At 37.5% G+C, this 15,133-nt stretch carries 15 protein-coding genes; 6 read left to right on the forward strand and 9 right to left on the reverse strand.

Annotated features, from left to right (window positions below):
• Window positions 1-65: 65 nt before the first annotated feature.
• A complete protein-coding gene (locus tag L2B55_RS03055; protein ID WP_237848822.1) occupies window positions 66-827 on the reverse strand; it encodes a biotin--[acetyl-CoA-carboxylase] ligase in 762 nt (253 codons plus the stop codon).
• 49 nt (window positions 828-876) lie between these two features.
• On the opposite strand from L2B55_RS03055, the gene rsfS reads away from it, so the two are divergent.
• From rsfS to L2B55_RS03070, 3 genes are all read left to right on the forward strand, one after another.
• Window positions 877-1,251 (forward strand): ribosome silencing factor, encoded by a 375-nt coding sequence (gene rsfS, locus L2B55_RS03060; protein ID WP_237848823.1) that lies wholly within the window; start codon window positions 877-879, stop codon window positions 1,249-1,251.
• 51 nt (window positions 1,252-1,302) lie between these two features.
• Entirely contained in the window at window positions 1,303-3,381 is a 2,079-nt protein-coding gene (gene ftsH / locus L2B55_RS03065) for an ATP-dependent zinc metalloprotease FtsH (RefSeq protein WP_237848824.1), read from the forward strand.
• A gap of 122 nt (window positions 3,382-3,503) precedes the next feature.
• Window positions 3,504-4,778, forward strand: a complete 1,275-nt coding sequence (locus L2B55_RS03070) for a nicotinamide mononucleotide adenylyltransferase (protein ID WP_237848825.1) — start codon at window positions 3,504-3,506, stop codon at window positions 4,776-4,778.
• Between the two features lie 41 nt (window positions 4,779-4,819).
• On the opposite strand, the gene L2B55_RS03075 is transcribed toward L2B55_RS03070, so the two are convergent.
• Complete coding sequence (locus tag L2B55_RS03075) at window positions 4,820-5,968, reverse strand: galactokinase (RefSeq protein ID WP_237848826.1); 1,149 nt, start codon at window positions 5,966-5,968, stop codon at window positions 4,820-4,822.
• 63 nt (window positions 5,969-6,031) lie between these two features.
• On the opposite strand from L2B55_RS03075, the gene L2B55_RS03080 reads away from it, so the two are divergent.
• Both L2B55_RS03080 and L2B55_RS03085 read left to right on the forward strand, forming a co-directional pair.
• Window positions 6,032-7,081 (forward strand): aldose epimerase family protein, encoded by a 1,050-nt coding sequence (locus L2B55_RS03080; RefSeq protein ID WP_237848827.1) that lies wholly within the window; start codon window positions 6,032-6,034, stop codon window positions 7,079-7,081.
• On the forward strand, window positions 7,071-7,586 hold the full coding sequence (locus L2B55_RS03085) for a GNAT family N-acetyltransferase (RefSeq protein WP_237848828.1): 516 nt from the start codon (window positions 7,071-7,073) through the stop codon (window positions 7,584-7,586). Before L2B55_RS03080 ends, L2B55_RS03085 begins: the two co-directional genes overlap by 11 nt.
• A gap of 42 nt (window positions 7,587-7,628) precedes the next feature.
• Here L2B55_RS03085 and L2B55_RS03090 read toward each other — a convergent pair whose 3' ends face one another.
• The 3 genes from L2B55_RS03090 to L2B55_RS03100 all read right to left on the reverse strand — a co-directional run bounded on the left by L2B55_RS03090 (window position 7,629) and on the right by L2B55_RS03100 (window position 9,142).
• Complete coding sequence (locus tag L2B55_RS03090) at window positions 7,629-8,360, reverse strand: metal-dependent hydrolase (RefSeq protein ID WP_237848829.1); 732 nt, start codon at window positions 8,358-8,360, stop codon at window positions 7,629-7,631.
• A 65-nt stretch (window positions 8,361-8,425) separates the two neighbouring features.
• Complete coding sequence (locus tag L2B55_RS03095) at window positions 8,426-8,770, reverse strand: carboxymuconolactone decarboxylase family protein (protein WP_237848830.1); 345 nt, start codon at window positions 8,768-8,770, stop codon at window positions 8,426-8,428.
• A gap of 39 nt (window positions 8,771-8,809) precedes the next feature.
• The gene (locus tag L2B55_RS03100) at window positions 8,810-9,142 is read right to left on the reverse strand and encodes an MGMT family protein (protein ID WP_237848831.1); all 333 of its coding nucleotides are present in this window, start codon (window positions 9,140-9,142) and stop codon (window positions 8,810-8,812) included.
• Between the two features lie 124 nt (window positions 9,143-9,266).
• Here L2B55_RS03100 and L2B55_RS03105 point away from each other — a divergent pair, with 124 nt between their 5' ends.
• Window positions 9,267-9,953, forward strand: a complete 687-nt coding sequence (locus tag L2B55_RS03105; RefSeq protein WP_237848832.1) for an HAD family hydrolase — start codon at window positions 9,267-9,269, stop codon at window positions 9,951-9,953.
• Between the two features lie 122 nt (window positions 9,954-10,075).
• On the opposite strand, the gene L2B55_RS03110 is transcribed toward L2B55_RS03105, so the two are convergent.
• From L2B55_RS03110 to L2B55_RS03125, 4 genes are all read right to left on the reverse strand, one after another.
• Complete coding sequence (locus L2B55_RS03110) at window positions 10,076-11,383, reverse strand: MFS transporter (RefSeq protein ID WP_237848833.1); 1,308 nt, start codon at window positions 11,381-11,383, stop codon at window positions 10,076-10,078.
• A gap of 2 nt (window positions 11,384-11,385) precedes the next feature.
• The gene (locus L2B55_RS03115; RefSeq protein WP_237848834.1) at window positions 11,386-12,540 is read right to left on the reverse strand and encodes a TIGR03364 family FAD-dependent oxidoreductase; all 1,155 of its coding nucleotides are present in this window, start codon (window positions 12,538-12,540) and stop codon (window positions 11,386-11,388) included.
• 275 nt (window positions 12,541-12,815) lie between these two features.
• A complete protein-coding gene (locus L2B55_RS03120; protein ID WP_237848835.1) occupies window positions 12,816-14,147 on the reverse strand; it encodes a DUF58 domain-containing protein in 1,332 nt (443 codons plus the stop codon).
• Complete coding sequence (locus L2B55_RS03125; RefSeq protein ID WP_237848836.1) at window positions 14,147-15,121, reverse strand: AAA family ATPase; 975 nt, start codon at window positions 15,119-15,121, stop codon at window positions 14,147-14,149. The genes L2B55_RS03120 and L2B55_RS03125 overlap by 1 nt, the downstream gene beginning before the upstream one ends.
• Window positions 15,122-15,133: the final 12 nt, after the last annotated feature.

Here is a 15,133-nt window from a genome sequence, read left to right on the forward strand (position 1 = left end):
TAAATCAAAATTGATTTGCCCCAAAAATAGAAATAAAATTTTCAGTTTGTGTAAGTTTTTCATTACTATATAAACTCTACTTCCTTAAAAGAGAACTCTTTAGCTTCATTATTTGCCTGAATAATAAGCTTTCCGACCTCGCTAACCCCAATGATTTCGCCATAAAAAACTTCGCCATTTGCCCTATATAAATCTATCGTGCCCATTCGATATAATTGATTTATGTAGTCATTATTAATTTTATCAACGTTCCCATTCTTCAATTGTAAATACCTTGCTTCAATAAATACGGAAAGTGCATTTAAACAGATTTTAAGATCAAATTCCTTATTACTGATCATGTTGAAAGAGGTAGCTTTTATGTTTTCAGGAAATATTGACTGGTTTACATTTAAACCAACTCCGATTACAGATTGTTTTAAACTAGCTCCTGATAAAAAGTTTTCAATTAAAATACCGCCTAGTTTATTATCTTCCCAATAAATGTCATTAGGCCATTTTATGCTAACTTTGTTGCCAATAAAATGGTTCACACAGTCTGCTACGCCTAAACTGATAACTTTATTAAGTTCGAATTGCTGAGTAGCCGACAAAAAAGAGGGGCAAAGCAGGAAACTTACTGTAAGGTTTTTTCCTGGTTCTGTGATCCATTGATTATTTACTTGGCCACGGCCGCTATATTGACGGTCTGCCATAATAACAGTGCCCTCAGGCAATGGCGTAGAATTTGTGAGTAATTCTTTCAAATAGTTATTGGTCGAGTCTATTTCACTTAGTGAAACAAGATTTTGACCTATAAATAATGCAGAATTAGTAGTAAATTGCATTGATTGAGTGTTAAACGAAGTTTGTAAATTTTCAAAGTTAGGTTTTTGAATGGTAAAAAACAGAAGAACTGACGAATCCCAATTGATTTCAGATATTATCATTCATGGTATTCAAGAAAAAAAAGGAAACGAGATTGTGAGGCTAGACCTTCGTAATATATACAGCTCAGTTACCGATTATTTCATCATTTGCGATGCAGAATCTACCACTCAGGTACGTGCAATCGCTAACTCTGTGGAAGATGAGGTGTATAAGGCCCTTAAAGAAGAACCCTGGAGAAAAGAAGGCTTAGATCATTGTGAATGGGTATTATTAGATTATGTTAATGTAGTAGTACACATTTTTAAGAAAGATAAGCGTTTATTTTATGGTGTTGAAGAATTATGGGGGGACGCTGAAATTAAAAATTATCAAAGCGCTTAGTTAAAACAAAATATCAACCTCAGGGTTATAAATTCTAATAATTACTTTTTAATGAGAGATAACAATTCCGAACCTAAAAACTCAAGGGATAAAATGCCTAAGAAGATACTTCCAAAGCCTCCTAAATTTAGCGGACTTTGGATTTACGGAACTATATTGGCTTTAATCATAGGGTTTAATTTATTTTATTCAGGTTCATCGCCTGTAAAAATTACCTATGAGGATTTTGAAACCAAAATGCTTAAAGCTCATGATGTTCAAAATGTCGCCGTTTACAAAAACGGAGAGGCTTATGATTTTTATGTTTATATCAAAGAAGATCGTTTAAAATCTGAGAAATATAAAGAAGTTAGTGGTAAAGGTACATTCGGTTCAAATACTGGGCCTCATTATGTGTTCACCAGCTTTGATTATAAAGCAATCAGAGATAAGATTACCTTGGTTGAGAAAGGGTGGCCAGCCAGCGATCAAGTAAAAATTGAAGATAAGCAAAAGCAGGAGAACTATTTTCTTACTTTTCTTGTACAATGGATTTTACCAATTGCTTTAGTAGCAATCTTCTGGATTTTCATTATGCGTCGTATGACTGGAGGTGGAGGTGGTCCAGGTGGACAGATCTTTAATATTGGTAAATCTAAGGCTACATTATTTGATAAAGAATCACAGGTTAATATCACCTTTAACGATGTTGCCGGGTTAGAAGAAGCCAAATTAGAAGTAATGGAAGTTGTTGACTTCCTGAAATATCCTAAAAAATATACAAGCCTGGGTGGTAAAATTCCTAAGGGCGTGCTATTGGTTGGTCCTCCTGGAACAGGTAAGACATTGTTAGCCAAAGCAGTTGCCGGTGAAGCCCAAGTTCCGTTCTTCTCCCTTTCTGGTTCTGATTTCGTGGAAATGTTTGTTGGAGTGGGTGCTTCGCGTGTTCGCGACTTATTCCGTCAAGCTCGCGACAAGGCTCCTTGTATTATCTTTATTGATGAGATTGATGCGATCGGTCGTGCTCGTGGAAAAAATCAAATTATGGGCGGGAATGACGAGCGCGAAAATACTCTGAATGCCTTACTGGTTGAGATGGATGGTTTTGCAACTGATTCTGGAGTTATCATTATGGCGGCAACTAACCGTCCGGATGTATTAGATTCAGCTTTGTTACGTCCGGGACGTTTTGATCGTCAAATTTCAATTGACAAACCTGATCTAAATGGTCGTGAGGAGATTTTCAAAGTACACCTTAAACCATTGAAACTTGCTCCTGATGTTGATCCTAAAAAATTGTCGGCTCAAACTCCAGGTTTTGCGGGTGCTGAAATTATGAATGTTTGTAACGAAGCGGCCTTAATTGCCGCTCGTCGGAATAAAAAGGAAATCGATATGAAAGATTTCCAAGATGCAATTGATCGTGTAATTGGTGGTTTGGAGAAAAAGAATAAAATCATCTCACCGGAAGAGAAGAGAATTGTTGCTTACCATGAAGCAGGACATGCTATCGCTGGTTGGTTTCTTGAACATGCCGACCCATTGGTGAAAGTTTCTATCGTTCCGCGTGGTGTTGCAGCCTTGGGCTATGCTCAATATCTGCCAAAAGAGCAGTATTTATACACAACCGAGCAACTTGTTGACGGTATGTGTATGACTATGGGCGGACGAGTAGCTGAAGATATTATTTTTGGTAAAATTTCAACAGGTGCACAAAACGATCTAGAGCGTATTACCAAGCTTTCTTATGCCATGGTTACTATTTATGGCATGAATGATAAAGTTGGCAATGTTTCCTTCAATGATCAGCAAGGTGAATATGGTGCGTTCACTAAACCGTATTCAGAAAAAACTTCGGAGTTGATTGACCACGAAGTACGAACATTGATTAATGACATTTATACACGTACGAAGGATTTATTATTAGAAAAGCGTAAAGGATTAGAGGCGTTGGCTCAAAAATTACTTGAAAAAGAAATTCTATTTCAATCCGATTTAGAAGAGATCTTGGGTAAACGCCCATTTGATACACGCACCACTTACGATGAATTTGTAAACAGCGGAAATAATGGAGCAGAGCATCCTTTAGCAGAAGGAAATCAGAATCTTCCTATTGAAGTTGCTAATGCAGAAGATTCGGCTAGTAATTAATATGATCTAAGTAAATAGAAAAGGCTGTCAAATGTTGACAGCCTTTTTTCGTAATAAATCTATAGGAATAGCCTTGGTCAACATAGCTAAAATTAGTCGCTTATACTTAAATTTGCATCACCATGAGAGAAATCTTAGATACCAAGCGTAAAGCACTGAAAATTAATCTTAACGAGCAGATTTATGGAACTTTTGCAGAGATTGGCGCAGGACAAGAAGTAGCCCGTAACTTTTTCTTGGCCGGAGCAGCCTCTGGAACTGTTGCTAAAAGTATGTCGGCCTATGACATGGCTTTTAGTGACGCGATTTATGGAGTGGAGGAGTGCGGTCGTTATGTTTCGCAATCAAGGTTGGAGAAAATGCTGGACCATGAATACGTACTGTTGCCTGAGCGTTTAACAACTGATAAATATAAGAATCGTACGTTCTTTGCTTTTGCTAATACAGTGACTACAATTAACTACGCAAAAACTAATGAAGCACATGGTTGGATTGGATTACGATTTCAGCTAAGGCCTAAATCGGAACCCAACGAAATTCTTTTTCACGTGCGTTTACTCGATAATGAAGCGATGTTGCAACAGAATGTATTGGGGATTTTAGGAGTAAACCTAGTTTATGCGGCTTTTTATCATCATGATGATCCAAAGCTGATGATTGAATCATTGGCAGATAACCTATTCGCTGATTCAGTTGAAATAGATATGATCAGTGTGAAAGGACCAGATTTTGAGCAGGTTAATAACCTGTTGCTCAATATGTATTTAATTGTTAAAGGTTTCTCTGCTGCCGCAATTTTTGGTCCTGAAGGTCAGGTGTACCAGGCGAAAAACCTGTTGTACAAAAAAGACGTGATAATTTACAGAAGACGTTATGGGCAAAAGGCTCCTATAGATAAGGAAAAGCTGGGCAAAGCAATTGAATACATTAAAAAGAATGAAAATATTGTTGATGAAGATCTAATTGTGCTTACAGAAATTACTTTGAACGATACTATTCATGATGTTGATGGTGAGCTCGCTTTGGATGAATTTGTAAAAAGGACTGAAGAACTTCTGGCCCGTAAACGCACGGTTATAGTATCAAACTTTAGCAGGCATAATTTGTTGGCCCAATATATTGCCCGTTGTAAAGCGCGTAAGGTTACCATCTTGCTAAACATTGCCAATCTGGTTAATGTTTTTAATTCTGAAAATTATGATGAGGGATATAGTGGAAAACTGCTAAACTATATTGGTAACCTGTTCAGGAAAAATATTCAGGTTTATGCATTTCCGCATTACTCTGAAAAAGAAAAGGCTCTTCTTACTACTGTGAATATGCCAACATCACCAGAGGCTAAGCCCTTGTTCGAATTTTTATTATTGAACCGATATATTGTAGATGTAAAAGTATAAACTAAAAGGCCCCTATTTGGTTAAATAGGGGCCTTTTGGTTTTATAAAGCTCTAACGCCTTCGCCAATTGCGCTTTTAAATACTGATGGTTTATAACCAATCTTATCATTGTAATACGCTTCTAATTCAGAAGTAAACTTATCGAACTTATTGCTTTTTACCAGAGCAATAGCACAACCGCCAAAACCGGCTCCTGTCATACGAGCACCTAACACATCAGTGTTTTTCTTGCAATATTCAACAACAGTATCCAACTCTTGACCTGTTACTTCATATAAATTACGGAGTGAATCATGTGAAGCATACATCAACTTTCCGAATGATTCTAAATCGCTTTTTGACATGGCCTCAATTGATTTATATACACGCTCATTTTCGGCTACAACGTGCTGAGCACGTTTTGCGATAGTGAAGCTTTTAATTAAATCTAAATGAGCATCAAGTTGAAGAGAATTTAAATCACATAAATGCTGAATTTCAAGCTGTTTTTGCAAGTCGGCTAATGCGGTACGGCATTCGGTAAAACGCTCGTTATATTTTGATTCTGCAAGTTTTCTTGGCTTGTTTGTGTTGATAATGGCTAAAGAATACTCTCCCAAATTAAAAGGAACTGCATTATATTCAATTGTGTCACAGTTAAGTTCTAAAGCCTTGTCTTTCTCGCCGAACGCAACCGCAAACTGGTCCATAATGCCGCAGTTTACACCTATAAACTCATTTTCGGCCTGCTTTGCAATTTTAACTAGGTCAAGTTTGTTAATTCCTAACTTAAAGATCCGGTCGAAAGCATAAGCTGTAAGTACTTCAATGGAGGCTGAAGACGACAAGCCTGCTCCGGTCGGTAAGTTACCGTAAAACAATAAATCAAGACCTTCAAACTTATGGTTTTTGCTTAACAGGTGAATAACACCTAGTGGATAATTATACCAGTCTTTTCCTGATTTAGTGTATGAATCTGCTAAAATAATATCAGCTTTTTCTTCAAAATTGAGACTTCTAAAACGGAGAGTTCCTGTGTTGTTACGTGCTACAAGCAAATGTGATCCCAAGGAAATTGCACATGGAAGCACTTTCCCACCATTGTAATCAATATGCTCTCCAATTAAATTTACCCTTCCTGGGCAGAAAAAATGATGTTCAACTTCTTTTTCAAATACTTTCTCAAATTCAATGTTCAACTTATTCTCCATTTAATAATTATTACTAGTTTAGTTTGCCCAACTAAAGTATGACATTTTTTAAAAATTTGTTAAATGAAAATAATTAGAGAGATAATTAACAGCACCAGCGATCAGAATAATTTAGAATTACTTAGTTTAATTAATAAAAAACAAACAACGGTTAAAATAACTAACCTTGGTGGAATTATTACTTCAATTTTATTTAACGATAAGAACGGTCAACCTGTTGATATTGTACTAGGTTTTGATAATATAAACGATTATTGCTCGGAAGAGTACCATAGCAATTACCCATATTTTGGAGCAGTTATTGGACGGTACGCTAATCGTATAAAAAATGGACGTTTTCAAATTGATGGGGTAACGTATCAGGCAGCACAAACCAATGGTAGCGATTGTTTGCATGGAGGAGTTGAGGGATTTGATAAGAAGGTATGGGAAATTGTTGAGGTTGCTGAAGTGCCTGTTGGGCGGGTTAAAATGAAATATATTAGCCCTGATGGAGAGGAAAGTTTTCCAGGAGAACTTACCGTTTATCTTACCATAACTTTAACAGAGGATGATGAGATTGGAATTGAATTTGAATCGACGACAGATAAACCTACTGCTGTAAACCTTACCCATCATGGATATTTCAATTTGAACGGAGGAGAAGGCGCTATTGGCGGGCATTTGCTTAAGTTAAATTCATCTAATTACCTTGAGCAAGATGATAATTTTGTGACTACAGGTAATTTGATTAATGTAATGGGTACAACGCATGATTTTACAAAGGAACGTACGATTGATCGTGATTGGGATCCAAGCGAGGGTTATGATCAAACATTTGTGATTGATAAAGAAACAGCCGGGTTGGAGTTAGCTGCAAAGGCTCGGTCTGAAAAAACAGGTATTGTATTTGAAGTCCATACGACTGATCCTGTGGTACATTTATATTGCGGAAAGTATATTGCTCCATTAAAAGGGAAGAATAATGTGCAATATGGACCGTTTTCAGCCTTTTGCTTAGAAACGCAAGTGCATCCTAATGCGATCAATGTACCGTCGTTCCCAAATACAATTTTAAAACCGGGGGAAAAGGCATACAGTAAAACAGTGTATAAATTAAGTCATGTTAATTAAGCTTAGGCAATTTGAGTTAAGACCATGGCAAAAAGACGATGCCGTTTCGCTGGCTGAGAATGCCAATAATAAAGCGATTTGGGATAACTTGCGGGACTCTTTTCCTTATCCTTATACTATTAAGGATGCAGAAGAGTGGATTGCTAAGAATGAATTAATAAATCCGGCTACCAATATGGCTATTGTTATTAATGGTGCAGCTGTTGGGAGTATTGGGGTGTGTTTAAAAGAAGATGTTGCCCGAATAAATGCTGAAATTGGTTTCTGGCTTGGTGAAAAGTATTGGAATAGAAGTATTATGACGGATGCTGTTACGGCATTCATTGATTATGTTTTTGACAATTTCGATATTGTGAGAATATATGCGGAAGTATTTGAATACAACCAAGCTTCAATTAGTGTGCTAAAAAAGGCGGGATTTATTGAAGAAGCTATTTTAAGGTTTAGCATAATCAAAAATGATGAAATTATGGATGCTTACGTGCTCTCCATATTAAAAGATTAGGCATGAAACAAAAAAGGAGGTTGTGTTAAACCTCCTTTTTAATTATTGTTCCATATAGTTTTCTTTGCTGAGCTCTGAGACAGCACTTCCGTTAGTGCTAAGGTTTATCCACTGACCAACATTTAATAAATGGAGTTCCTTACCATTAGAAGTAAAAAGCTCTTTGGCCTTATCATGGTCAATTACAATATAACCGAAAGTATCATAGTGAACTCCAATTATTTGGTCGCAGCTAAGCATGTTAGCAGCCATTAGGGCTTGCTCTGTGTCCATGGTGAAATTATCCCCAATAGGTAAAATGGCCCAGCTTATATTATGCATTTTGCCAAAAAGTTCCATGTCAGAGAATAGAGCTGTATCACCCGAATAATAAATTGATTTTCCTTCAATTGTTATTATAAAACCTCCTGCGGCACCGCCATAACTACCATCAGCAAAGCTGCTGCTATGCATTGCTTGAACCATTTTTACCTGTCCAAAGTCAAAATTCCATTTTCCCCCGAAATTCATAGGATGGCCTTCAAAGCCAAGTTTTTGGTAATGACTAACTATTTCAAACGAAGAGATGATTTTGGCCCCGGTGTTTCTGGCAATAAACTCAACATCAGCTGTATGGTCACTATGGGCATGAGAAATAAGGATATAGTCTGCCTTTATACTGTTTATATCAATATTTTTTGCAAGTTCGTTGCCGGTTATAAAAGGGTCGAACAAAAGTGATTTTCCTTCAGTTTCAATTAAAAAGCAAGAATGGCCAAAATAAGTGAACTTCATAGTTTGTGTTGTTTATTGGTTTAATTTACAAATACTTGAATTCAAAAGAGATAATAATTCAATAATTATTGCTCATTCAATTCATCCCAAAACTCTATAGCTCTACGGTAGTGAGGGATAACTATAGAGCCTCCAACCAGCATTGCAATCATAAAGGTTTCGTTCATCTCCTCATGATTAACACCTGCTTCTTTACATTTGCCAAGATGGTATTTTATGCAATCGTCGCAACGTAATACCATTGAGGCCACTAATCCCAGCAACTCCTTAGTTTTAACATTTAAAGCTCCTTCGGCATAAGAAGAAGTATCAAGGGCATAAAAACGCTTAATATTGGTGTTTGCGGTTTCCATAACCCGCTCGTTCATTCGCGTGCGGTAGTCGTTAAATTCTTCAATTAATTTTCCCATGTATCAATCTTTCTATTTACTCCTTAACTTATTTTTGTTTTACAATAACTCTATGGTAGGGTCCCAAAAATGTTTTTTAAACTGTTGGATTTTGTCATTCACTACTATGATTCCTTCACTACTTAGGAGTTCTTCCATTAATGTTGGGGTACCAAAATGTATTTTGCCGGTTAAAAGACCGGAACTATTTACTACCCGGTGAGCTGGAATCGGGGGGATTGCATTTGAGGCGGCATGCATTGCCCAGCCTACCATTCTCGATGAATTTGCCATGCCTAAAAATTTTGCTATTGCTCCATAAGAGGTAACTTTTCCGGGAGGTATTAGCCGAACAACATCAAATACTTTCTCAAAAAAATTAGGGTCTTTCATTAGTTTGCTGTTTAGTATTTGTAAATTTCACATAAACTTAATCTCTGTTTATGTGAACAAATAAATTGAACTTTTAATTTTGGTGTTTATAAATAGTAAACTTTATTTAGTAGCTCAAATTATAATGGGTATAAAATTAGTAGTTTTTGATATTGCTGGCACTACACTGCACGATGAATCAAATGTAGCCATTTGTTTGCAAGAGGCATTGGCTGCTCACGAGGTTAATGTATCAATTGAGGAGGTAAATGTGGTTATGGGTTATGCCAAGCCATTCGCCATTACAGAATTATTAAAGCTAAAAAATGATTCACGTTGTATTAACGTAACTTTTATTGATGAAGTGCATGCCGATTTTGTAAGCCGAATGATAAATCATTATAAGTATAATGATGCAATAAAGGAGAAACCATATGCTACGGAAATTTTTTCTTTACTACGGCAAAATGGAATAAAAGTAGCACTTGACACAGGGTTTGACAGACAGATAACTGACGTGATTTTGGAACGAATGAATTGGAAAAGCTCTACATTAATTGATGTTACCCTGTGCAGTGATGAAGTGCGTTATGGAAGGCCTTATCCATACATGATTTTTAAAGCGATGGAAGCCACCGGCATTGCAAGTACGCAAGAGGTTGCAAAGGTTGGAGATACACTTTCAGATTTAGAGGAAGGTGCTAATGCAGCCTGTCGTTATGTAATTGGAGTTACAAGCGGAGCTTATTCTGCAGATGAACTAAAGGAAGGGCCTTATACCCATTTAGTAGAGTCATTGAAGGAGTTAGAAACCATTTTCAGTTTAAAATGAGCTACTCAAAAAGTATAATTCCTACATAAATTCGATCTCTTTAACTTGTTATGTTTTAATAAATAAGCCCGACAGTGAATAATGTTGTCGGGCTTTGATTTTAAAATGGTATGTCCAAAAAATTATGCCGATATGGGAGGAGCTATATCATCAACTAAAGAGTTTGGAATGCGTTCTTTTCTCCAGTAGAATACTAAAGCTGCCAACGCACTGATTATTGCTAAAACAGCTAATAGCTTAAATGCATCTGACCAACCTTGGTGTTCGGCAGTTACGCCTGTTAGCCAAACAGTAAGTGTTCCACCGGTATATCCCACGGCATCAATAATTCCTGAAGCAGTGGATGCACCCTTTTTTCCACCTAAATCCAATGAAATGGCACCTGCTAAAAGTGAATATGGGCCAAGTAGCAATAAGCCAATTGCAGAAATTAATACAAGAGGTAAGGTGGCTGTTTCAAACTTATGAGCCATCAAAGGCAATAAAAAAGAAACAGATACTGTAGCAATTACGATCATTAATCCACGTTTTCCTTTAAAAACGGTGTCTGATAAGTATCCAGCCAGTAGAATTGACCCAACTCCACACAAAGGATACAAAGAGCTGAGTTTTGAAGCTTGTCCTTCAGACAAAGCTGCAGATTCAAACAAATAGGTTGGCAGCCAAAAATTAAATGCTTCCCGTATGCCCGTTAGTCCGAATGAAATAGTTAATACCAACCAAAAGGACTTACTTTTAAAGTAACAACGTATTAATTGGTTGAATGTCAGTTGTTCATCGGAATTATCTGCTTCGGCAAATAAACTGGCTGGATTTGACTCGGGAGCAGTTAAGCCAATTTCTTCGGGTTTGTCTTTTAAAGTAAGGCTGATGATAATCGCGATAATCAATAACATTGCTCCCGATACATAAAACAGTTGTTGCCATGAAAGATTATAGTTTACCAATTCTCCCAAAATGAGTTTGGCTGCAATATCACCAACTAAATAACTCAAGCTCAAAAAGGCCATCGCCTTGCCATATGACTTATAGGAAATCCAGTTAGAAGTGGTTTTTACCAATCCTCCCCAGCCCATCGACTGGATAAAGCGGTTAAAAGACCAAGCTGTAATAAAAACAGCTATACCACTACCCAAACTAAAGAAGGCTGTTGCAAGTACTGCTCCCAACATGCCCCATATAAAGATCTTTCTTCCACCCAGATAATCTCCTAATAAACCATTGATCACTTTGCCTATAACATAAAAAATCAACCCAACAGAAGAAATTTGACCGATTACCTCTTTAGTGATTCCTTCATCACTGTATTCACGAATTATTAATGGAGCGGCAATTGATAAATTCGAACGGCATAGGTAGTAGCCACAATACCCAATGAAAAGGCTAAGCAGGGTTGTTCTGCTCCAAAACTTTGATGATTGATCAGTCATGATTATGCTATCGCGACAGAACCGTAAAATTTTTCAATGATATCATGCGTCATTCCAAAGGAAAGAGTCATTCCGGCTCCACCCATGCCATTAATAATCATAACATCCTTTTCTGGCTCAACTATCAGTTCGGTGTTGCCATTTTTTAGCTTTGGATATATACCATGCCATGATTGAGCAATTTGAAGCTTAGGAAAATGTGCAAACGAATTGAGGTACTCGAGAATTAGCTGATTGATGAACGTTTTGTCAAACGGATCAAACGAAAGGCCGTACTCATGTGAATCGCCGAGGGTTAGTTCGCCTTCGCCGTTCTGGGAAACCAAAACATGAATGCCCCATTTAACGTATTCAGCCATTTCAGATTCAAAACGTTTTTTTAGGACTTCAAGGGTTTTACAATGACTGAACGAGGCGTAATGAGCCAATGTTAATCCTGCACAAAGAGCAGGGCCAAGTTTCCAATTATCAGGTTGCCCTACAGTTCTAAGCATCTGAAGTTTGCATTTGGTGATGTTGCTATCTGCAAAGACCTCCGGGTAAAGTGTTTCAAAGTCAGCGCCACTACAAACAAATACCTTTTCAATATTCCAAACTTCATCTCTAGTTTCAATTTGTGGCATGTTGATCTGATTTACCGCCTGACCAAAACGCAGGATTACACCCAATTGCTCTAAGTACTTTGGTAACTCCCAAATTGCCTGGCGTGGATTCACCATTACCTCGACCGGACTAAACAGTGCACCTTTTAAACCTTCGGCCTTAACTGCAGGACTTTTTTGCAACACTTCACTGGGGGTAAATAAGGTGCAATCGTATCCGTTTTGCTGTGCAGTTGAAGCAAACTCCTCAATTACTGCGAGCTCATCGGCATGATGTACCAATTGGAGTGAACCAACCGGTTGCGCCTGTAGATCTGCCTTTTTAGCAAGTTCTAGCCAAATACTCCGGCTGCGCATCGCACGTTCATAATTAATTCCTGCTTTTTGTCCTATAGGCCAAACTAAACCAAAATTACGGCAACTGGCACTTACAGCCATTTCATTGCGTTCAAATAAAACTACCCGCTTCCCTTTTTTTGCTAAGTGGTAGGCTGTTGCTAAACCAACAATTCCGGCACCAATTACTGCAATTTCTGCATCCTGTACTTTTTTCATGTTTGTAAAATGAAGGGTTCTTTAGGTTTAGTAAATCTAGAAGATTCCTTCTCCTTTTATGAAAAACTAAACAATTTCAAAACTACTAAATGGATGCTAATTGGCTTTTAATGAAGTAATAAGCTATTCCTGGTTTTAGTTATAACAAAAGTAGGAAAGAAATAGGTTTAGTATTTGTAAACAATGGTTAAATTTTTGTTAATATTTTGTGAGGAAAACTTAAGCTAAAGGGGATGAAAAGAAGTGAAAGCGTAAATTCTTTAGAGGAATAAACTTTATATCATTCCCCTCGCTTTAAATTCCAGGTAACGATTTAATGTGTTTACAGTAAGTTTTGAAGGAGGGGTTAATAATGTTTGAATACCGTGTTGATTAAGTTCTTTTACAATCAGTTTTTTGTCGTAAGTGAATTTTTCGGCAATAGTTTTTAGGTAAATATCTTCAGTGATTTGTGGAGTGCTTTTCAGCAGTTCATCCATTTCGGTGTTTTCAAAGAAAACAGTTAGTACCAGATGGTTTTTCGACAATTGCTGCAGATATGGCAATTGACGGCGCATGGCGGCAAGGCTTTCAAAATTGGTAAACAACACCAGTAAACTTCGTTGAGAAATATTTAGTCGTATGGTTGTAAACAGCTTTTCGTAATCCGATTCTTTAAACTGTGTACGTTGATTGTACAACAATTCTAATAGATGTTGTAAATGGACAGGCTTGTTATCAGCTTTAAGTATATTACTGATTTTATGTGAGAAAGTGATGACGCCGGCCTTGTCTCCTTTAATCATTGCTGAATTGGCCAAAACAAGCGATGCATTAATGGCATGATCAAGCAAGCTTAACCCCTCAAATGGCATTTGCATCACACGGCCTTTGTCAATAATGCAATACACTTGTTGGGACTTTTCATCCTGATAATTGTTAACCATTAAAGAAGAACGGCGTGCTGTGGCTTTCCAGTTAATTGTACGAGTATCATCGCCCGCAACATAGGCCTTTATTTGCTCAAACTCAGAGCTGTGTCCGATCCGGCGGATACGCTTAATGCCTAACTCAGGCAAACGATTTGATATGGCTATTAACTCGTATTTGCGCATTTGAATAAACGAAGGATAAACCGGGACAATCTTTCCTTGTTCAAATCGGTAGCGTCGGCGTATTAGGCCCAATTGGCCTGTTACAAATACGTTTAAAGCCCCGAATTCATACTCGCCTCGTTTAACAGGCCGAAGTTGATAGCGAATGGTTTTAGCTGAGCCACTTTTGAACGATTCTTTAAAAAGTAAGTCTCTTTTCTGAAACTGATTTGGTATTTCATCAATTATCCGAACTCTAACTCTAAATGGATAATGGTTTTCCAAGTAAAGAAAAATATCATTATCACTTCCATTAGAAAGCTTGTCGGCCATTTCCCTGCGGGCAAAAAAGCCGGTTTGCTGCCTGAAAAGAAAGAGAAAGTCAATCAGGCTTAGCAGCGCAAAAGTCAGAAATAGCAACTTGGCTGGTCCATAAATTCCAGGCAAAAAAAATGAAATTACAAACAGTAATCCGCAAATAACTAATGCAGAAAAGAAGCTATTGCTCAGATATAAATCCCTGATTATACGCACTACCGTGGAACTTCTAATTTTTGAATAATTGATTTGATAATGTCATCAGCCGATGCGCCCTCCATTTCTTTCTCTGGTGTTAAAATAATTCGGTGGCGCAATACCGGATAGCTGAGTTCCTGAATATCCTCAGGAGTTACAAAATCGCGTCCACGGATTGCTGCAAGTGCTTTTGAAGCATTTAATAAGGCTACCGACGCCCGAGGAGATGCACCAAGGTATAGGAATTTATTATCGCGGGTATTATTTACAATTTGAGCAATATATTCAATCAATTTAGGCTCAACATGTACGCGTCGTATATTTTCGCGTACAGCTAAAATAGTTGAAGCGTTTAGGACAGATGAAATCTGGCTCATCTTATGGGCAAAGCCGATATGGTGCCCGTTCAGGATTTGTATTTCATCGGCTAAGGATGGGTATTTAACGTCTATTTTAAATAAAAAACGATCAAGCTGAGCTTCAGGTAAACGGTAGGTGCCTTCCTGATCAATTGGGTTCTGTGTTGCCATTACCAAAAATGGGAAAGCCATTGGGTAAGTGATGCCATCATTGGTCACCTGTCGCTCTTCCATCACCTCAAACAATGCCGCTTGTGTTTTTGCCGGAGATCGGTTAATCTCATCAATTAGGATAATGTTAGAAAAAATTGGTCCTTGTTTAAATTCGAAATTGGCAGTTGATGGTATAAAAACCGAAGTGCCTAAAACATCCGATGGCATTAAATCAGGGGTAAACTGAATACGACTGAAGTTTGATTGAATGGTTTTGGCTATCAACTTAGCCGTTAACGTTTTTGCCACACCAGGCACACCTTCAATTAAAACATGACCATCGGCGAATATGGCGGTAATCAATAGTTCAATAAATGCATGTTGGCCAACAATTACTTTGGCAAGTTCGTCTTTTATCTGTGAAACGCTTTGGTTGAGCTGTTCAAAATCAATTCGGGTTTGGAATACGGTCTCTTCCATAGTTAAATATTG

Origin of the sequence: Solitalea lacus, from assembly GCF_022014595.1 — a bacterium.
In the GTDB taxonomy this organism is placed as follows: Bacteria; Bacteroidota; Bacteroidia; order Sphingobacteriales; family Sphingobacteriaceae; genus Solitalea; species Solitalea lacus.